At 62.3% G+C, this 18,315-nt stretch carries 17 protein-coding genes and 1 pseudogene; 9 read left to right on the plus strand and 9 right to left on the minus strand.

Annotated elements, in window-relative coordinates; translation table 11 throughout:
- Nucleotides 1-55 precede the first annotated feature (55 nt).
- On the plus strand, nucleotides 56-1,945 hold the full coding sequence (locus CTR53_RS16935; protein ID WP_290816110.1) for a sugar phosphate isomerase/epimerase and 4-hydroxyphenylpyruvate domain-containing protein: 1,890 nt from the start codon (nucleotides 56-58) through the stop codon (nucleotides 1,943-1,945).
- Here the strand turns inward: CTR53_RS16935 and CTR53_RS16940 are convergent.
- Nucleotides 1,942-2,268: a YnfA family protein gene (locus CTR53_RS16940; RefSeq protein WP_290816173.1), complete on the minus strand. Its 327-nt coding sequence runs from the start codon at nucleotides 2,266-2,268 to the stop codon at nucleotides 1,942-1,944. The genes CTR53_RS16935 and CTR53_RS16940 overlap by 4 nt on opposite strands.
- Nucleotides 2,269-2,385: 117 nt before the next feature.
- Here CTR53_RS16940 and CTR53_RS16945 point away from each other — a divergent pair, with 117 nt between their 5' ends.
- Nucleotides 2,386-3,162, plus strand: coding sequence for an SDR family NAD(P)-dependent oxidoreductase (locus CTR53_RS16945; RefSeq protein ID WP_290816113.1), 777 nt, complete (start codon nucleotides 2,386-2,388; stop codon nucleotides 3,160-3,162).
- A gap of 42 nt (nucleotides 3,163-3,204) precedes the next feature.
- On the opposite strand, the gene CTR53_RS16950 is transcribed toward CTR53_RS16945, so the two are convergent.
- From CTR53_RS16950 to CTR53_RS16970, 5 genes are all read right to left on the minus strand, one after another.
- Entirely contained in the window at nucleotides 3,205-5,928 is a 2,724-nt protein-coding gene (locus tag CTR53_RS16950) for an ATP-binding protein (protein ID WP_290816116.1), read from the minus strand.
- A gap of 3 nt (nucleotides 5,929-5,931) precedes the next feature.
- Nucleotides 5,932-6,192 carry a hypothetical protein gene (locus CTR53_RS16955; RefSeq protein ID WP_290816118.1) on the minus strand — a complete coding sequence of 87 codons (261 nt, stop codon included), beginning with the start codon at nucleotides 6,190-6,192 and terminating at the stop codon, nucleotides 5,932-5,934.
- On the minus strand, nucleotides 6,192-6,575 hold the full coding sequence (locus tag CTR53_RS16960) for a response regulator (RefSeq protein WP_290816121.1): 384 nt from the start codon (nucleotides 6,573-6,575) through the stop codon (nucleotides 6,192-6,194). Before CTR53_RS16960 ends, CTR53_RS16955 begins: the two co-directional genes overlap by 1 nt.
- Before the next feature lie 57 nt (nucleotides 6,576-6,632).
- Complete coding sequence (locus CTR53_RS16965; protein ID WP_290816124.1) at nucleotides 6,633-8,174, minus strand: helix-turn-helix domain-containing protein; 1,542 nt, start codon at nucleotides 8,172-8,174, stop codon at nucleotides 6,633-6,635.
- 761 nt (nucleotides 8,175-8,935) lie between these two features.
- Nucleotides 8,936-9,382 carry a pseudoazurin gene (locus CTR53_RS16970; protein WP_290816127.1) on the minus strand — a complete coding sequence of 149 codons (447 nt, stop codon included), beginning with the start codon at nucleotides 9,380-9,382 and terminating at the stop codon, nucleotides 8,936-8,938.
- A gap of 180 nt (nucleotides 9,383-9,562) precedes the next feature.
- On the opposite strand from CTR53_RS16970, the gene CTR53_RS16975 reads away from it, so the two are divergent.
- Entirely contained in the window at nucleotides 9,563-10,264 is a 702-nt protein-coding gene (locus CTR53_RS16975) for a Crp/Fnr family transcriptional regulator (protein WP_290816130.1), read from the plus strand.
- Here CTR53_RS16975 and CTR53_RS16980 read toward each other — a convergent pair.
- On the minus strand, nucleotides 10,249-10,566 hold the full coding sequence (locus CTR53_RS16980; RefSeq protein ID WP_290816133.1) for a DUF1858 domain-containing protein: 318 nt from the start codon (nucleotides 10,564-10,566) through the stop codon (nucleotides 10,249-10,251). The two genes, CTR53_RS16975 and CTR53_RS16980, sit on opposite strands and share 16 nt — an antisense overlap.
- A gap of 54 nt (nucleotides 10,567-10,620) precedes the next feature.
- Here CTR53_RS16980 and CTR53_RS16985 point away from each other — a divergent pair, with 54 nt between their 5' ends.
- The 3 genes from CTR53_RS16985 to CTR53_RS16995 all read left to right on the plus strand — a co-directional run bounded on the left by CTR53_RS16985 (nucleotide 10,621) and on the right by CTR53_RS16995 (nucleotide 12,375).
- The gene (locus CTR53_RS16985; RefSeq protein ID WP_290816136.1) at nucleotides 10,621-10,944 is read left to right on the plus strand and encodes a metal-sulfur cluster assembly factor; all 324 of its coding nucleotides are present in this window, start codon (nucleotides 10,621-10,623) and stop codon (nucleotides 10,942-10,944) included.
- An 11-nt stretch (nucleotides 10,945-10,955) separates the two neighbouring features.
- A complete protein-coding gene (locus tag CTR53_RS16990) occupies nucleotides 10,956-11,201 on the plus strand; it encodes a DUF2249 domain-containing protein (protein ID WP_290816139.1) in 246 nt (81 codons plus the stop codon).
- A 160-nt stretch (nucleotides 11,202-11,361) separates the two neighbouring features.
- Entirely contained in the window at nucleotides 11,362-12,375 is a 1,014-nt protein-coding gene (locus CTR53_RS16995) for a hypothetical protein (protein WP_290816142.1), read from the plus strand.
- On the opposite strand, the gene CTR53_RS17000 is transcribed toward CTR53_RS16995, so the two are convergent.
- A complete protein-coding gene (locus CTR53_RS17000; protein WP_290816144.1) occupies nucleotides 12,309-12,770 on the minus strand; it encodes a hypothetical protein in 462 nt (153 codons plus the stop codon). The genes CTR53_RS16995 and CTR53_RS17000 overlap by 67 nt on opposite strands.
- A gap of 142 nt (nucleotides 12,771-12,912) precedes the next feature.
- Nucleotides 12,913-13,107 (minus strand): annotated as a pseudogene (locus tag CTR53_RS21315) (ferritin family protein); the annotation flags it as partial.
- A 222-nt stretch (nucleotides 13,108-13,329) separates the two neighbouring features.
- On the opposite strand from CTR53_RS21315, the gene CTR53_RS17005 reads away from it, so the two are divergent.
- From CTR53_RS17005 to CTR53_RS17015, 3 genes are all read left to right on the plus strand, one after another.
- Entirely contained in the window at nucleotides 13,330-15,624 is a 2,295-nt protein-coding gene (locus tag CTR53_RS17005) for a NosR/NirI family protein (protein ID WP_290816147.1), read from the plus strand.
- A gap of 23 nt (nucleotides 15,625-15,647) precedes the next feature.
- On the plus strand, nucleotides 15,648-17,594 hold the full coding sequence (gene nosZ, locus CTR53_RS17010; RefSeq protein WP_290816150.1) for a TAT-dependent nitrous-oxide reductase: 1,947 nt from the start codon (nucleotides 15,648-15,650) through the stop codon (nucleotides 17,592-17,594).
- Nucleotides 17,595-17,599: 5 nt separating this feature from the next.
- On the plus strand, nucleotides 17,600-18,315 hold a 716-nt coding region (locus tag CTR53_RS17015), incomplete at its 3' end, for a NosD domain-containing protein (RefSeq protein WP_290816153.1).

The following is an 18,315-nucleotide window of genomic DNA, read 5'->3' on the forward strand; positions in this document are numbered from 1 at the left end:
TGCCGCGTTTTGTACGAACTAGTCCGCCCAAAATCGTAGAAGAGGGTGAAACGCCATGAAAACCTCCATCGCCACTGTCACCCTGAGCGGCACGCTGGTGGAAAAGCTGCAGGCGATCGCGGCCGCCAGTTTCGACGGCGTGGAGATTTTTGAAAACGACTTCCTCGCTTTCGATGGCAGCCCGCGCGAGGTCGGCCGCATGGTGCGCGACGCCGGGCTGCAGATCACGCTGTTTCAGCCGTTCCGCGACTTCGAGGGCATGCCCGAGCCGCAGCGCGCCCGCACCTTCGATCGCGCCGAACGCAAGTTCGACATCATGCAGGAACTCGGCACCGACCTGATGCTGGTCTGCTCGAATGTCTCGCCGCTCTCGCTCGGCGGCATCGACCGCGCCGCCGACGATTTCCGCGAACTGGGCGAACGGGCCGCCAAACGCGGTTTGCGCGTTGGCTATGAAGCGCTCGCCTGGGGCAAGCATATCCACGATCATCGCGACGCCTGGGAGATCGTGCGCCGCGCCGATCATCCCAATATCGGGTTGATCCTCGATTCCTTCCACACGCTGGCGCGCAGGATCGATCCGGCCTCGATCCGTGCGATTCCGAAGGACAAGATCTTCATCGTGCAACTGGCCGATGCACCGATGATTGAAATGGACCTGCTGCACTGGAGCCGGCATTACCGCAACATGCCGGGCCAGGGCGATCTGCCGGTGGTGCCGTTCATGCGCGCCGTGGCGGCGACCGGCTATGACGGTCCGTTGTCGCTGGAAATCTTCAACGACCAGTTCCGCGGCGGCTCGCCTAAGGCCATCGCAGTCGATGGCAAACGTTCGCTGGTCAACCTGATGGACCGGGTGACGCGCGAGGAACCCGGCACGAAGATCGCGGTGCCCGAAATCCCGGACCGCATCCGTTCAAGTGGTGTGGAGTTCCTCGAATTCGCCGCCAACGAACAGGAGGCTGTTGAACTCGGCGCCATGTTCCGCGCCTTCGGCTTCGCCAAAACCGCAAAGCACAAGTCGAAGGATGTCACGCTCTGGCGCCAGGGCGATATCAACCTGCTGATCAACACCGAACGCGACGGTTTCGCCCATGCCGCCTATCTGCTGCATGGCACCAGCGTCTGCGATATCGGGCTGCGCGTCGAAGATGCTGCGGCGACGGTGGCGCGCGCCCGTGCCATGGGCGCCGATCCCTTTGAGCAGGCGGTCGGGCCCGGCGAGCTGAAAATCCCGGCGATCCGCGGTGTCGGCGGCGGCGTGATGCATTTCATCGACAGCCGCAGCGACCTTGCGCGGCTGTGGGAGATCGATTTCGAGCCGGTGAATGATGAGGGCGCGACGATAGACGCCGGCCTCACCCGCGTGGATCATGTGGCGCAGAGCATGAACTACGAGGAAATGCTGACCTGGATTCTGTTCTACACATCCATCTTCGCCACGCAGAAGACGCCGATGGTAGATATCGTCGATCCCGGTGGGCTGGTGCGCAGCCAGGTGATCGAGAATGCGGAGGGCTCACTGCGGCTGACGCTTAACGGCGCCGAGAACAACCGGACGCTGGCGGGTCGCTTCATTGCCGAAAGTTTCGGCTCGGCCGTGCAGCATCTCGCCTTTGCCAGCGACGACATCTTCAGGACGGTGGCTGCGATGAAACAGAACGGCTTCCGGCCGCTCAATATCTCGCCGAACTACTACGACGATATCGAGGCGCGGTTCGGCCTGGAGCCGGACCTGCTGGAGGCTCTGCGCAGCCACAATATCCTCTACGACCGCGATTCAGAGGGCGAGTATTTCCAGATCTACAGCCCGAACTATGGCGAGGGTTTCTTCTTCGAAGTGGTGCAGCGCCGCAGATACAACGGTTATGGCGCGCCGAACGCCACCTTCCGCATCGCCGCCCAGAAGCGCGGCATCAGGCCGAAGGACAGGGTCGAGATTTAAGACGTTCGCGGTCCGAACAGGATGATGGCGCTGCCGACCAGGCAGATCGCGGCGCCGATCATGTCCCAGCGATCCGGCGGATGCCGTTCCGCCAGCCAGAGCCAGAGCAGCGAGGCTGCAATATAAATGCCGCCATAGGCCGCGTAGGCCCGGCCGGCCGCAGCGGTTTCCACCAAAGTCAGGAGCCAGGCGAAGGCGGCGAGCGACACCAGGCCGGGCAGCAGCCACCACACGGATTTCTCTAGCCGGAACCACGCCCAGAAGGCGAAGCAGCCGGCTATTTCGGCGAACGCGGCGGCAGTGTAGATCAGGTAGGATTTCATCATTCTCCTGCTGCGCAGAATACTGGCAGAGACTTGGTTGCCGACCAAGGCCCTATTAAAAAGGGACTCTCTGCCATGACCTGCATGGCCCGGCTTTCAACACACGGAATGAATGACATGAGACTTGCTGGAAAGGTTGCCGTCGTCACCGGTGCGGCACAGGGGATCGGACGCGCCTGCGCCGAACGCTTCCTGAAGGATGGCGCGAAGGTCGTCATTGGCGATGTCAACGAGGCGCAGCTCGCCAAAACCGCCGCCGACCTGGACAATCCCGCCAGCCTCGCCACGCTGCGGACCGATGTGTCGAAACGCGCCGATGTGGACGCGCTGGTGAAACTGGCGGCGGACAGGTTCGGCCGGCTCGACGTGATCGTCAACAATGCCGGCATTGCCCGCACGCAGCAGTTCCTCGACATCACCGAGGAAGATTTCGAGACGGTTCTGGGTATCAACCTGAAAGGCGCCTTCTTCGGCACCCAGGCCGCCGCCCGCCAGATGATCGCGCAAGGAAGCGGCGGCGTGGTGATCAACATGTCGTCGGTCAACGCGCTGCTGTCGATCCCGACGCTGAGCACCTATGCCATGTCGAAGGGCGCGATGAACCAGCTGACCACCACGGCGGCCGTCGCGCTGGCGCCGCATAATATCCGCGTCGTCGGCATCGGCCCGGGCACCATCCTGACCGAACTGGTGGCGCAGCAGATCATGACCTCGGATGCCGCGCGCAAATCGGTGCTGTCGCGCACGCCGATCGGCCGCTGCGGCGAGCCGAGCGAAGTCGCCGCGGTGGCATCGTTCCTCGCCAGCGAGGACGCGTCCTATGTGACGGGTCAGACGGTGTATGTCGACGGCGGCCGGATGGTCCTGAACTACACCGTTCCTGTAAAAGACTGACCGGTCAAAGACTAGGACGTTCGGGATTCCGGCGGCGTCCGGTCACAGCGCCTTCTGCAACCGGATTGCGAAAGTCGAACCCTCCGGCCCCGAACCGGCCAGGGTCAGGCTGCCGCCGAGCTGCAGCATGATCTGGCGCGAGATGGCCAGGCCCAGTCCGCTGCCTTCCTGCGACCGCGCCTGGGCATTCCAGCCGCGCGCAAATTTCGCAAACAGCATTTCCTGATCCTCCGGAGGAATGCCGGGGCCGTTGTCGCGGACATGGATTTCGATATACGCGGGATCGGCGCAGTCCACCGTCTCGATCCAGGTCGTCGGATCTGCCCGCGTGTTGTATTTGATGGCGTTGGACAGCAGGTTGACGAAGACCTGCTGCAGGCGGTCCGGCGCCACATGAACCAGCATCGGCTGCTCGCCGAGACGGTCGACCAGCCGATGCTGCTGCTCGCCAGCCTGGCCCATCATCAGGGCAATGGATTGCCGCGCGATATCGCGTGCATCGGCTGCCACCAGCGACCAGTCGGCACCGCCGCTTTCCATGCGGCTGATGTCGAGGATTTCATCCAGCAGGCGCGTCAGGCGCTGGCTTTCATTCTGGATGATGCCGAGGAAGCGCCGGCTCTGGTCGCTTCCGATGCGATCGTCGTCGACCAGGATTTCGGCGAAGGAGCGGATCGACGTCATCGGCGTGCGCAATTCGTGACTGACGCGGCTGAGGAAATCGTCCTTCTGCATATCGAGCCGGCGCAGCTGGTCGTTGGCGTGGCGCAGCTTCTCGGCGGTTTCCTCCAGTTCGAGCGATTTCTGTTCCAGTTCGCGGCTATGGCGGATCGCCTCCTTCGCTTCGTCCAGGATGGCGATCACCGATTCCACGGTGATGGTCTCGCCGGTGACGATCCTGGACACCAGCGTGCGGGCCGAGGCAGCGCCCACGGTGCTGGCGAGCTGGCGTTCGACATAGGCGATCAGCGCGGGGTCTGGTACCGGCAGATGGTCCTTGCGACCCTGGCGCCGGGCATAGTCGCGAAACATGCGATAGGCCGTTTCGCCGCCCAGCACGCTCTGCGTCAGACGGAACAGGTCGCCGGTCTGGGCCGAACGCTGCAGGGCATCGTCGACATTCGCCGTGTTGCGCTCGAAGATATCGACGAAGACGGCACTCTGCAGCCGCTCCATCGCCGACTGGCCGGTGAACAGCGACACCGTCACATAGAGCAGGATGTTGAAACTCAGGCTCCAGAACAGCCCATGCACCAGCCGGTCCCAGCCGGACAGGCCGAACAGCGCATTCGGCTTCAGCATGGCGATGTCCCACGGGCCATCGGCGACGATGCCGGCCACCAGCAGGCCGGCATTAGCGAAATTCGGCACCAGCAGGGTGTAGCACCAGATGATGAAGCCGGCGATCAGTCCGGTGGTGGCACCGGCCTTGGTGCCGTCGCGCCAGAAGATGCCGCCCACCAGCGCCGGCAGGAACTGGGCGAAGCCGGTAAAGGAGACCAGTCCGATCGATGCCAGCGGATTGGTCGATGTGATGGCGCGGTAATAGATATATCCAAGGATCAGAATGGCGGCGATGCTCAGCCGGCGTACCGTCAGCAGCATTCCGGAAAAGTCGCCGGTCCCCGGCTGGCTGAAGCGCGGCAGCCTCAGCAGCAGCGGCGTCACCAGATGGTTGGAGATCATGATCGAAAGCGCAATGCTCGCCATGATCACCATCGACGTGCCGGCCGAAAGACCGCCTATGAAAGCCAGCAGCGCCAGATAGGGCTGGTCGAAATGCAGCGGCAGGGTCAGGACATAGAGATCCGGATTGAAGCCCGGTGGCAGATGCGTGACGCCAGTGACCGCGACGGGAATCACGAACAGGCTGATCAGCAGCATGTACAGCGGGAACAGCCAGGATGCGGTGGCGAGATGCCGCTCATCTGAATTTTCCACCACGGCAACCTGGAACTGGCGCGGCAGGCAGACCATCGCTGCGGCGGCCAGAAAAGTGGTGGCGACCCAGCGCGGCTCGAAATCCGCCGAGAAAACATACAGGCGCTGCAGGTCGGGGAACTGGTCGACGTGGCTGAACATGTCGCGCACGCCGTCGTTCAGGCCATACAGCGCGAAGACCGCGATGGCGCCGAGGCTGAGCAGCTTGATAATCGATTCGAACGCAATCGCCGCCACCACGCCGGGGTGACGGACATCGGCGCCCAGATTGCGGGTGCCGAACAGGGCGACGAAGGCCGCCATGCAGATCGTGATCCACAAGCCGCTGTCGCTGAACAGGTCATGCGGCTCGCCAGGGGCGGGCGGGAAATCGGGCTGATCGCTGAGGACGTTGAACGATGCCGTGATGGCTTTGAGCTGCAGCGCGATATAAGGCATCACCACGACCATGGCGATCAGCGTCACCAGCGCCGAGAGCCAGGCGCTTTTGCCGTAGCGGGCGGAAATGAAGTCGGCGATGGAGGTGATGCGCTGCGTCTTGCTGATGCGCACCAGTTTGCGCAGCAGAAACCACCAGGCCATCAGCATCAGCGTCGGACCGATATAGATGGTCAGGAATTCCAGGCCGTTGCGGACGGCTGAGCCGACCGCGCCATAGAAGGTCCAGGACGAGCAGTATACGGCCAGCGACAGCGTGTAGCTGAGCGAGGAGTCGACAAAACGGCCGGCACCCCGCTCGACACGACGTTCGGTATACCAGGCGAGCAGGAACAATCCGCTCAGATAGAGGCCGGCAACTGTGACGATGAGGCCGGAATTCAGCATGGTTCAGGGCTGCCCGGGATCGGTCTCGTCGGCTTTGCGACGCTCGGCTGGCTCCGCTCCGGGCTCGCGGATCAGGCGGCGCGAGACGATGGCGGTCAGCACGACGGCGATCAGCCAGAGTAGGAAGATGTAGACATGCAGCACCGGCATGCCGAACAGATGCTCCGCCCGGCTCGGGATGCGCAGATATGGCGGCATGAACAGGATCAGCCCCACCACCGGGAGCAGCAGCGCGAAGATCCGGTTGCGCCGGCGCGGCGACATCACGGCTGCCCGGGCGGTGCGGTCAGCAGGCGCGTCACCCGGCTGACCAGATCGTGGTTGGAAAACGGCTTGGTGATGTAATCGTCCACGCCAAGGTCACTCATGCGCTTGCGGTCGGCCTCCTGGCCCTTGGCGCTCAGCGCGAGCACGGGCAGCGTTTTCAGGTCTTCGGTGCGCCGGATGCTGGAGAGGATTTCAAAGCCGTTCGACGTCGGCAGCATGATGTCGAGAATCAGCAGGTCCGGCTTCAGCCGGGCAATCGCCGGCAGCACCGCGGCACCATCGCCGATAGCGGAAACCTCATGGCCCTCCCGTGACAGCAGGAAGGTCAGCGATTCCACGATATAGGGCTCATCCTCGGCTATCAGAATCCGCCTGAGCATTGTTATCCTCCCCGCGGCAGGCCTTTCTATTCATGCTGGCCTGCTTCTGCATGGACATCATTGCATGGTCATACTGGTGACGCGAGCGTCCTGCGCCGGCGCGTCGGTTGCGACGACGGAGGCATGCGCGCGCTGGGCGCAATCGGCGCGACTGCAGGAACGGCAGCCGGACCCGACCGGCGTTCCGCCGGCATCGCTGCCGGTTGCATATCTGTCGCCATAGATGATGCGGCTGCTGTAAGAGGCATCGCAGCCGATCATGATGCTGAACAGCGTCTCCGGCTGGCCGTAGCCGACCAGGCGCTTGCTGACGCAGCGGGCGATCAGCAGATAGCGCTCGCCTTCGGGCATGACGGCAAGTTGCGTCATGACGCTGCCCGGCATGCGGAAGGCGCCGTAGAGCGGCCAGAGCGGGCAGGCACCGCCGAAGCGCGGCATATGCAGGCCCAGGGTGCTGAACCGTTTCGACAGGTTGCCGGCCGGATCGCTGCGCAGGAAGGCAAAGGGGATGCCTTCGGCGCCGGGTCGTCGCAGGGTGACCAGCCGGTGTGCGATCTGTTCGAAGCTGCCGCCGAAATGCTGCGCCAGATATTCGATGTCGTAGCGGCGCGCCTCCGCTGCTTCGAGAAACCGGCCATAGGGAAACAGCAGTGCGCTGGCGGCATAGCCGGTGATCGCGCGGCGGCACAGCGCGCGCGCTGCATCGGAGGTGATGAAACGCCGGTCGACGGCGAGATTTTCGAGCAGATCGCCGAATTCCAGCTCCACCAGATGCCGGGCCAGCAGAAAGCGGCGGCTGGCCTCGGGCCGCGTTTCATCCATGCGGAGGACGGTGCGCAGCTCGACGCCATGGCGGCTCTCGAGCCGTTCGGTCAGGGCATGCGAGCCGATGTCGCCGTCGCCGAAGTCGCGGCGCAGGGCGTCGGCGGCCTCCTCCAGCTGGGGAAAATGGCTGCGGTGATAGTTGATGAAATCGTCCACCTCGTCGCTGGGCGACGACAGCGCCGTGCTGGCCGGTCCCGCACCGAGCAGATCCATCATCGCGCGCACGCTGCTGCCCAGCCGTTCGGCCTCCGCGGCAACAATGCCGGCATAGCGCCGACGCCTGTCGGCCTCCAGGTCGGGATGCTGTTCGACGATTTCGGCAAACGAACGCACCGCCGTGCTGCGCATCAGAACCGCATGAGTCAACTCGATCAGCGCGGAATCCTGGCTCAGACGGTCGGACAGTGCCATCGCGGTTTCCGACGCTTCACGATAACGGCGATGCAGCTGCAGGAAGGCGCGCGCCCAGTCCGAGGAGGCAGCGATCAGCTGCAGCGCCTGGCCCTCGTCCATCTGCGTATCCGGATAGGTGCGGATCAGCTCCAGCAGTTCCTGGGTCAGGCGCAGGTTCTCGTTGCCGCTGAGATGCGCCGGCACGACGTCGAGCGCCGAGGCGATCCGGTTCAGCAGCGCACCGCCGATTGGGCGTTTCTCGTTCTCGATCAGATTGAGATAGGAGGTTGAAATCCCGACCGCATCCGCCAGCTCCGCCTGGGTCAGGCGGATCTTGCGACGCTGCTGGCGTATGCGCCCACCAGTGGGAAAACGAACCACGAAAGCCCCCCGACAGTCGAACGGTTTGTAAAAAATATTACCGTAGAACTCATTAATAATATTCGATTTTTACAAGATGTGTCGAACTCCGCAAGCATTTATTGCGGATGCCGGGCAGCCCGGCCGAGTATCGCCGAAGTTCTTCGGCGGCGATCTCTGTCCCCACCAGGTCCGATCCTCGTCGCCGTGCAGGCCGGCCGCAGCTTCCCTAGTGGCCGGCCTGTTCTTTGTTGGCGCACCGGAAGCGACCGGTGCGCAGTCGGAATCAGATTTTCTGCAGAGTCTGAACGGTCCGGACAACGCGGTGCAGGTCGCCGCGCGATCTGTCATTGCGGCTCGGGAACCGCCGCGAACAACGTCATTCCCAATGGCATCGATGTCATGTCGGCGTCGGCTGCATCATTCCTGCTCCGATGCTGCTGCAGACTGTGGCGATGCCGGCTTTCACCCGTCGCGACGATGCGTTCCGCCTTAGCCTTGTGGAATGGTGACAAGCCTGAAGGCAAAGAGCGATTTGACCAAAGCTTAAGGCACGATACTTTGTGGTCGCGCGCGTATTGCGTCGATGTCTTTTCATGCAGCGCGGCAACTCCAGTTCCGAAGCGTGTGGGCGCCACACCGCATCGCGTATTTGCCTACTCAAAAACATGCTGGCGGGGATTGATCTCAATCATGGTCCTTACAAGGGCAATCCACATTGTCTGCCGGCAGCCGCGGCAGCAGAACGGGCTGACCAGGTTTCGGGCCAGCCCTCCGCAGTTTCACTTATTCGCGACTTGCACGTCGGTAAACAGAGTGGCGAATACCTGGTTTGCCTTGCCTGGATGTTTTACGGCCTTGGCCTGGTCCTGATTGACGGGTGTTCCAACGACCACCATTCCGACCATGCCCATCCCGTAATGCGGCTTGCATTTGAAACCGTAGACGCCTTGTTTGTCGAATTTGACGGTGACGGCTTCGTTGATTTTGCCGCTCAGCGGCGTTGCGCCCTCGGGTAGCATGCCGGGAATCGTCTCAACGTTGTGTCCCTTGCTGACCGGAATGAACTTGATCGTATCGCCTGGCGCGATCTTAACGAGGGCCGGCTCGAAGACCATGATGCCAGTGGCGCCCTTATCGAGCATCTTCACTTCGTGATCGGCGGCCGAAGCGGATCCCGCCGTAAAAAGCGCGACTACGGTAACGGCAAGAACCAGACTTGAACGCATTGCTCTCTCCTATCGATTTACCGAGATCGTCCCGGCGTCGGGCTCATATATAGGAGCGCTGCTGATTCCCAACGTTGCGCTGCGACAAAGTATTAAACTGTATTTGTGGCCCTGTTCGGCTTCTGGCGGGGCTGGATCGAGGCTGATAATCTGGGTTCCGGTTTTCCTAACGGGGCCAGAATGACCGCTATCGACCCATCTATTGTTGCCGAGCTGGCATTGTTCCGCGAACTCGCGCGCGAGCAGGTGCGGGATATTCTCGACGGTGCCAAGTCACGCCGCTATCCGAAAGGCAGCAATGTCTTCGAGCAGGATGGCAAGGCGGAGCATTTCTTCCTGCTGCTGAACGGCCATCTTCGCGTTACCCGGGTAACGCCGGATGGGCAGCAGGTGGCGGTCCGCTACATCGTCGCCGGCGATATCTTCGGTATTGCGATGGCGATCGGGCGCGACACCTATCCCGCGACGGCCACGGCAGTCGTCGAGAGTCTGGCGCTGATCTGGCCGTCCTCGGCCTGGCCTTCGCTGGTGGCAAAATATCCGGTCCTTGCCGCCGGCACGATGCAGGCCCTGGGGAGCCGGCTGCAGGACGTTCAGGCCCGTGTCGTTGAGATGTCGACGGAAGAGGTTGAGCGCCGGGTTGCCCATGCGCTGTTGCGCCTGGCCCGTCAGTCGGGCCGCAAGACTGAGCAGGGTATCGAGATCGACTTTCCGATCACGCGCCAGGACGTGGCCGAGATGACCGGTACCACTCTCCATACCGTCAGCCGCATACTCAGCGCCTGGGAAAGCCGTGGGCTGGTGGAAGGCGGGCGACAGAAGATTGTTCTGACGGACCCGCACCGGCTATACCTGATCGCAGAGAATCAGTCCGAGGCCTGATCTGCCTCCACAGCCCGCAGTGCGGCGAGGAAGGCAGTAGGCTCGACGTGATGAGCGCGGCAGGCCTCGCCGATGGTATGGAAGCGGGCGATCGGACAGCCGATACAGCGCATCTTGTAATCCAGAAATGTCCTGAACGTCGCAGGCTGGCGGCGTAGAACATCGTCCACTATATCGTCAAGACCGATTGTCATGCTGGAGCCTTCATCGCGCCCGTCAGCATAGTCGCGGCATGACTGCTGTCTTTGTCGCAGCACAAGTTGGGCACCGGCAGCATTCGATACCAGAATTTGTTTCAGCACAAAGAAGCGCCTGCCACTCCGCCGCATATATGATCCGTCCATATGAGGTAGATCATGGCATCGCAAACCGGAGCGGCATCTCTCGATTCCGACATCCTCGACGCGCTTCAGGCGGTCATAGATCCGGAAGTGGGGCTCAGCATCGTCGACCTCGGGCTGGTCTATCATGCGGCACGAACGGCAGACGCCGTTGCTGTCGCGATCACCCTGACCACGCGGGCCTGCCCGTTGGGGCGGATGATTGTCAGCGAGGCTGAAGCGCGGCTGCGGCAGCGATTTCCCGAAGCGGACATGGTGGATGTCAAACTGGTCTGGGAGCCGCCATGGAAGCCGGATCGAATGACTGAACAGGGCCGGGCGTTGCTCGGCCACGCTTAAGGAGAACCGTAATGAGCGCAGATACCATTGCCGCCACGATCGATGTCCGGGAGATTGCGCCTCGGATGCGCCATCCCCTGATTTTCCAGACCTTCCAGAAGCTGGCCCCGGGCCAGGCCTTGCTGCTGGTGAACGATCATGATCCCAAGCCCCTCTACTACCAGTTCGATGCCGAATTCCCCGGCCTGTTCGAATGGGACTACCGGGAGCAGGGTCCTGATATCTGGCAGGTCCGGATTGGCCGTGCTGCGGCCTGACCGGATCCATGCCATGGCGATGCGGAACTCTCACCGGTTCCGCATCCTTTTCTTGCTGTTGGGGGCTGTCAGCCTTTTTGCGGGACTGTGTGGAGGGTTATGGCGGCTGGGCTGGGTTCTGCCGCATGGCGCAGCTCTCGGTCAACTGCACGGTCCGTTGATGATCTCGGGCCTGTTCGGCACCCTGATCAGCCTGGAACGCGCTGTCGCGCTGGACCGGCCCTGGGCCTATCTCGGTCCTGCGGCGGCGGGTCTTGGCAGCCTGTTCCTGCTCGCAGGATCGCCACCGGTAGCCGGCGCTGCGGCTTACCTGCTGGCCAGTGCCACCCTTGCCGCGGCGTCTTTCCTGATCCTGCGCCAGCAGCCGGCATTGTTCACCGCCACGATGCTGGGTGGCGCCCTGGCCTGGCTGGCCGGCAATCTTTTCTGGCTGCTGGGCGATGGCATATCGGATATCGTCGGCTGGTGGCTGGCCTTCCTGATTCTCACCATTGCAGGCGAACGCCTGGAAATGAGCCGGCTGCTGCCGCGCAAGGCTGGCAGCGAGGCCCTGTTTATTCTGCCGCTCGGACTGCTCGCCACCGGCGCACGCAATGGCGTGACGGGGGAGAATGGCGCTGTCCTTTTCGGCTGCGGCCTGCTGGCCACCGCGGGCTGGCTGCTGCGCCACGATATTGCCCGCCGCACCATCCGGCAGACGGGGCAGACCCGGTTTTTCGCCGTCTGCATGCTGCTGGGCTATGCCTGGCTGGGCGTTGCCGGCGTTGCCCTGCTGTTGCGGTCGCCTGCGGCGACCGCCTTTGGCTATGACATCGCCCTGCATGCGATTCTGATCGGCTTCGTGGTGTCGATGGTATTCGGACATGCCCTGATCATCCTGCCTGCCGTGACGCAATGGCGTGTGGCATACAGTTCCCGGCTTTATGTGCCGCTGGCGCTGCTGCACATCTCCATGCTGGTTCGTGTCGTCAGTGGATTGGCCGAATGGCCCTTGTCGCGACAGGCCAGCGGCCTGCTGACTCTCTTGGCAATCGTCACCTTCATTCTTGTCATTGTCGTCGCCACGCTGCGGGCGCGGCAACGTCGGATCGAGGGTATATCGGGGATTCAGGCGGGCGGGTTACGGCCTGACAATGCGCTGTCGGGGAGTGCGGCACCCAGGACGCGAAGCTGAGCGAGGCGCAGAACCGCGCGTTCGGCCAGGCCCTGTGCCCTGGCGACGACGGCTTCGTCCGCGGATCTGTCACCGACTTCCAGATAGTCTTCAACCAGACGCTCCGCCAGGGCGAGGATATCGGCCGGCCTGTCGCCGGTATCGGCAATCCGATTGCCGGCCGCATCCGGATGGCCCGCCAGATCCCGCGTTTCCTGCGCCAGACGCCGGAGTTCGAACGCCGAAACGGAGTCCTCTGAGGCAGCCCGGTCGAGCAAATCGGCCAGATCGGCTTCATCGGCGGCAAGCCTGTTCAGCGTAACGGCACTGGCGGGTCGGCCGCGGCCTTCGGCATGATATGCCAGCCTGCGCGCGCGCCGCAGTTGCCATGCATGCTGCAATTCCGTGCGTGCCATTGTCTCCGCCGCGGCACGAAGTTCGTCTCCTTCTGCATGCGCGGCGATATAGCTCCACAATGCGAATGCACGGTCTTCNNGTCCAGCGGAGAGCGGCGGTATCGGGCATCTTGCCCGACTGCTGCAGCGACCATGCTTCCACATACTGTTCGTGATGCCGTTCCTCGATGGCCAGCTTCTCAAACAGGTCTGCAATCTCGGCCAAGCCCTCCTGCCGGACCTGGGCGGCAAATTTTGTGTAGTGCTCAGCCGCCTCATGCTCCAGTGAATAGGCGATCGCCAGAAGCTCGGCGAGCGAACGGACCGGAGCAGCCGGTTCCGATGTCAATAAGCTCATGCAGATCTCCCGTACCGGAGGCCAAGTCCGTCCGCTCCCCGTGAGGCGGTCAAACTTCCAGCTAGCATGGTGGGAAAATACTTTTCGGTTTCGGGGCGGTCATTGATGCAGCGCAATGAACAAACCTGGCCGGGCCTGTATCGAATGCCTGTGTAGGGCGGTGCCGGAGTCTCGAGAACCGACCTGCAGCAGGAGCATGTGGTTATATTTGATGTCAGCGGTATGGGACGCTTGATCACCACTCTATTGCTGGGGAGCAAGAAGCTGCAAACCCGTCGCACTTGCAGAGGGTTGGCATGGGTCTTCGCCATCCTGGCCGGAGTGACGCTTGCTGCCGCCTCTGCGCATGCAGCCTCGCGGCTCGCCGAGTTTTTGCCGAAAGTCCAGGTTGCCGAGCTTGTGCCTGGCGCCGAAAAGCTGGGACCGCTTCAGGGTGAACCACCGGTCGCTCCTGCCTACAACACGGCAGGTCAGGTGCTGGGCTTCGTCTACCTCAATGCCGATTTCACCAACGCGGTCGGCTATTCGGGAAAGCCCATCCATCTTTTGGTGGGCATCGATCAAAAGGCCACTGTCACCGGGATAAGGCTGGTCGATCACAAGGAGCCGATCGTGCTGATCGGCATTCCTGAAGCCAAAGTTGTGGCGGCGATGAATAAACTGATCGGCCGCGACATCGGCGCCATCGCCAGCGGAGCCGAGAAGCCGCCGCAGGTCGATATCGTGAGCGGCGCGACGGTCACGATACTGGTCATGGCCGATAGCGTGGTGCGCTCGGCCGTTCGGCTGGTGCGCAGCGGGCGGTTGTCCGGAGTCGCTGCGACGGCCACGACGGCAGCCCCGGCCCAGGTCCGGCAAGTAGACACCGATCGGAGCGAAATCCGCAGCTGGGAAGAGCTGGTGGGTGATGGCTCGGTGCGGCGCCTCAGTCTGAGCGTCGGCGAAGTCAGCCAGGCTTTTGCGCGGGCCGGCAATGCCGAAGCCGCCGGCAATGCCGAAACCGGCCGCGCCGAAGACAGCTTTATCGAAATGTTTGTTGCCCCGGTTTCGGTGCCGACCATCGGTCGCAGCCTGCTCGGCGACGAGGCCTATACGCGCCTGCGCGAACGGCTGAAGCCCGGTCAGCAGGCCATCCTGGTGGCCGGAGACGGCGCCTATTCCTTCAAGGGATCGGGCTATGTGCGGGGCGGAATTTTCGACCGTATAGAATTGCTGCAGGAAGGCAGCAGTACCCGCTTCCGCGACCGAAACCATACCAGGCTCGGTGCGATGGAGGCGGCAGGTGCGCCGGAACTGCGCGAGATTGCGCTGTTTGTCATGCCGGAGGATTTCCGCCTCGATCTGGCGCAGCCCTGGCAGCTGCAGTTGCTGGTCCAGCGCAACGTTGGTGCGCGCGACAAGGCCTTCCTTACGTTCGAGCTCGATTACGATCTGCCTGAGCAGTATCTGCGGTCGACGCCGGCGGTCGCTCCGACGGCTGCTCCCGCTGTTGTCGCCGGCGCTTCCGCCGCCCGGGACGCGCTCGATCAGCCGCTCTGGCAGCGCATCTGGCTGGCCAATAGTCTTGAGATCGGCATCACCATTGCCGGGCTTCTGGTTCTCACGGCGATTTTCTTTTTCCAGGATGCGCTCGTGCGGCGGCCCAGAACATACGTCTGGATCCGGCGCGGCTTTCTGCTGTTCACACTGGTCTGGCTTGGCTGGTATGCCAATGCGCAGCTTTCGGTGGTGAATGTCGTCACCTTCACCAACGCGCTCATCACCGGCTTCAACTGGGAATTCTTCCTGGCTGCGCCGCTGATTTTCATTCTCTGGGCGGCCATTGCCGCAGCTCTGCTATTCTGGGGCAGGGGGCCATTTTGCGGTTGGCTATGCCCATTCGGTGCTCTGCAGGAACTGCTGAATAATCTGGCGCAATGGCTGAAGGTGCCGCAGGTCAAGATTCCCTGGGCGCTGCATGAGCGGCTCTGGCCGATCAAATACATCATCTTCCTCGGCCTGTTCGGCCTGTCGTTCTACTCGGTCGCGCTGGCGGAGGTGTTTGCCGAGGTCGAGCCGTTCAAAACCTCGATCATTCTCAAATTCAGCCGCGACTGGCCCTTCGTGATCTATGCCCTGACGCTGCTCTCGGCTGGCCTCTTCGTCGAACGGTTCTTCTGCCGTTACCTGTGCCCGCTCGGTGCCGCTCTGGCGATCCCTGGTCGTATCCGCATGTTCGAATGGCTGAAGCGCTGGCCCGAATGCGGCTCGCCCTGCCAGCGCTGCGCCAAGGAATGCCCGGTGCAGGCCATCCATCCCGAAGGCCATATCAATGTCAATGAATGCATCTACTGCATGCATTGCCAGGAACTCTATTACGACGATCACCGCTGCCCGCACATGATCCAGGTGCGGTTGAAGCGTGAGCGGCATGACGCGCTGGCTTCGCCTTCAATGAAGTCCGGCGGTGCTTTGCCCAAAGCGCCTTATGCCGACCGGAACCGGGTCGCTCAGACGCCGGCCGCCCCTCACAAGTGATGTCATAACCGAAGGAGAGAAGTATGACCAAGGAAGACGACAGCAGCAGGAAAGGGTTGAGCCGGCGCCATGTGCTCGGGACCACGGCTGCCGTGGCCGCAGCCGGCGCCACCGGCCTGACTGGCGGCCTGGTGATGAACCGCAACGGCGGGATCAGCTCGGCTGAGGCGCAGACACGACCGTCGGCCAGTCGCAGCGGTGCGAACAAGGTTGAGGTCAAGCCGGGCGAGCTGGATGAATATTATGTCTTCTTCTCCAGCGGCCAGACCGGTGAGCTGCGTATCGTCGGCCTGCCGTCCATGCGCGAGCTGATGCGTGTGCCGGTGTTCAACCGCGACAGCGCGACCGGCTGGGGGCAGACCAACGAAAGTCTCAAGATCCTGACCGAAGGCCTGACACCCGAGACGAAGGAATTCCTGAAGACCCGCGGCGGAATTTACACCAATGGCGATCTTCATCATCCGCATCTTTCGATGACGGATGGCACTTATGACGGCCGCTATCTCTATGCCAACGACAAGTCGAATACCCGAGTCTGCCGTATCCGGCTGGACGTCATGAAATGCGACAAGATCGTGCAGATCCCGAACCAGTCGACGGTGCATGGCCTGCGTGTGCAGAAGTACCCGAAGACCGGCTATGTCTTCTGCAACGGCGAGGATCGGGTCCCGGTGCCGAACGATGGCAAGGTACTGGACGATCCAAAAAAATATGTAGCGTCGTTCACCGCCATAGACGGTGAGACCATGAAAATCGCCTGGCAGATCCAGGTCAGTGGCAATCTCGACAATGTCGATGCCGATTTCCAGGGGAAATATGCATGGGCGACTTGCTACAATTCGGAGGAAGGCGTCACCCTGGCCGAAACCATGGCCAATGAGCAGGACTGGGTCGTCGTCTTCAACCTGAAGCGGATCGAGGATGCCGTGAAGTCCGGCAAGGCCAAGGTGATCGGCGGCATTCCGGTTCTCGATGGCCGTAAAGGATCGCCTTATACCCGGTATATCCCCGTCGGGAACAGCCCGCATGGCATCAATACGGCGCCGGATGGAATCCATTTCGTCGCCAATGGCAAACTGTCGCCGACGGTTACCGTCTTCGATGCCCGCAAGCTGGACGATCTGTTCGACGACAAGATCAAGCCGCGCGATGTGGTGGTTGCCGAGCCCGAACTGGGCCTTGGCCCGCTTCACACTGCCTATGACGGCAGGGGCAATGCCTATACCACGCTGTTCCTCGACAGCCAGATCGTGAAGTGGAACATCGATCTGGCCAAGCGGGCCTTCAAGGGCGAGAAGGTCAATCCGGTGCTGCAGAAGCTGGATGTGCATTACCAGCCCGGTCACAACCACACCTCCATGGGACAGACCAAGGAGGCCGATGGCAAATGGCTGATCTCGCTGAACAAGTTCTCCAAGGATCGCTATCTCAATGTTGGCCCGCTGAAACCGGAGAACGATCAGCTGATCGACATTTCCGGCGACAAGATGGTGCTGGTGCATGACAGCCCGAGCTTTGCCGAGCCGCATGACGCCACCATCGTGCATCGCTCGAAAATCAATCCGCTGCATGTCTGGAAGCGTGACGACCCGTTCTTCGCCGACGCCGTGAAGCAGGCCAAGGCCGATGGCGTCGACCTGGAAGCCGATTCCAAGGTCATCCGCCAGGGCAAAAAGGTGCGCGTCTACATGACGTCGGCGGCACCGGCATTCGGGCTGGAGAAGTTCGAAGTCAAACAGGGCGACGAAGTAACCGTCTATGTCACCAATATCGACGACGTCGAAGATCTGACGCACGGCTTCTGCATCAACAACTACGGCATCAATATGGAGATTGGGCCGCAGCAGACCTCGTCGGTGACATTCATCGCCGACCGGGCGGGCGTCTACTGGTACTACTGCACTTGGTTCTGCCATGCCATGCATATGGAAATGCAGGGCCGGATGCTGGTCTCACCGCGGAACGCCTGAGTTCGATGCGTGCGATCTCTGTCATAGGTGCGTGGCTGACGGCCCTGGTTGCCGCCAGCCGCGTGCTGCCTTCGCAGGCGGCCGAATTGCGCCTGCAGCCGGGGGCGGATGTGCAATCCGCCCTCGCGCGGGCGGCAGAGGGCGATGTGGTGATCCTGCCGGCCGGTGCGTACCGCGGGCCGGTGCGAATCGACCGCCGGCTCACGCTGCAGGGTGAGCCTGGCGCTGTGGTGACCGGGCCTGGCCAGGGCAGCGTGGTGACGGTGCTCGCTGCCGGCGCTGGCGTGCGCGGCCTGACCGTGCACGGGTCGGGGATGAACCTTGAGGCACTCGACTCCGGTATTTTCGTCGCGAAGACGGCCAGCGGTGCCGTCATCGAAAATAACCGGATCGAAGGCAATCTTTACGGCATCTACCTGCATGGCGCGGAAAATGCCGTAGCGACAGGGAACCGGATCATCGGCATCCAGGAAGGCCGGTTGAATGAAGCCGGCAACGGCGTTTCGGTCTGGAATGCGCCCGGAGCCCAGGTGATCGGCAATGATTTCCGCTACGGCCGGGACGGCATCTTTGTCGTTGCCAGCCAGCGAAACAAGTTCAGCGGCAATCGCTTCCGCGATCTGCGCTTTGCCATTCACTACATGTACACCAACGACAGCGAGATCCGCGACAACGTCTCGACCGGCAATGCGGTCGGCTTTGCCGTGATGTATTCGCATCG

Source organism: Ferrovibrio sp. (genome assembly GCF_002796975.1).
Taxonomy (GTDB): domain Bacteria; phylum Pseudomonadota; class Alphaproteobacteria; order Ferrovibrionales; family Ferrovibrionaceae; genus Ferrovibrio.

Coding starts and splice junctions, on each gene's coding strand:
- CTR53_RS16935 (WP_290816110.1), top strand. CDS start 56: ATGAAAACCTCCATCGCCACTGTCACCCTGAGCGGCACGCTGGTGGAA.
- CTR53_RS16940 (WP_290816173.1), bottom strand. CDS start 2,268: ATGAAATCCTACCTGATCTACACTGCCGCCGCGTTCGCCGAAATAGCC.
- CTR53_RS16945 (WP_290816113.1), top strand. CDS start 2,386: ATGAGACTTGCTGGAAAGGTTGCCGTCGTCACCGGTGCGGCACAGGGG.
- CTR53_RS16950 (WP_290816116.1), bottom strand. CDS start 5,928: ATGCTGAATTCCGGCCTCATCGTCACAGTTGCCGGCCTCTATCTGAGC.
- CTR53_RS16955 (WP_290816118.1), bottom strand. CDS start 6,192: ATGTCGCCGCGCCGGCGCAACCGGATCTTCGCGCTGCTGCTCCCGGTG.
- CTR53_RS16960 (WP_290816121.1), bottom strand. CDS start 6,575: ATGCTCAGGCGGATTCTGATAGCCGAGGATGAGCCCTATATCGTGGAA.
- CTR53_RS16970 (WP_290816127.1), bottom strand. CDS start 9,382: ATGCGTTCAAGTCTGGTTCTTGCCGTTACCGTAGTCGCGCTTTTTACG.
- CTR53_RS16975 (WP_290816130.1), top strand. CDS start 9,563: ATGACCGCTATCGACCCATCTATTGTTGCCGAGCTGGCATTGTTCCGC.
- CTR53_RS16985 (WP_290816136.1), top strand. CDS start 10,621: ATGGCATCGCAAACCGGAGCGGCATCTCTCGATTCCGACATCCTCGAC.
- CTR53_RS16990 (WP_290816139.1), top strand. CDS start 10,956: ATGAGCGCAGATACCATTGCCGCCACGATCGATGTCCGGGAGATTGCG.
- CTR53_RS16995 (WP_290816142.1), top strand. CDS start 11,362: ATGATCTCGGGCCTGTTCGGCACCCTGATCAGCCTGGAACGCGCTGTC.
- CTR53_RS17000 (WP_290816144.1), bottom strand. CDS start 12,770: ATGGCACGCACGGAATTGCAGCATGCATGGCAACTGCGGCGCGCGCGC.
- CTR53_RS17005 (WP_290816147.1), top strand. CDS start 13,330: ATGGGACGCTTGATCACCACTCTATTGCTGGGGAGCAAGAAGCTGCAA.
- nosZ (WP_290816150.1), top strand. CDS start 15,648: ATGACCAAGGAAGACGACAGCAGCAGGAAAGGGTTGAGCCGGCGCCAT.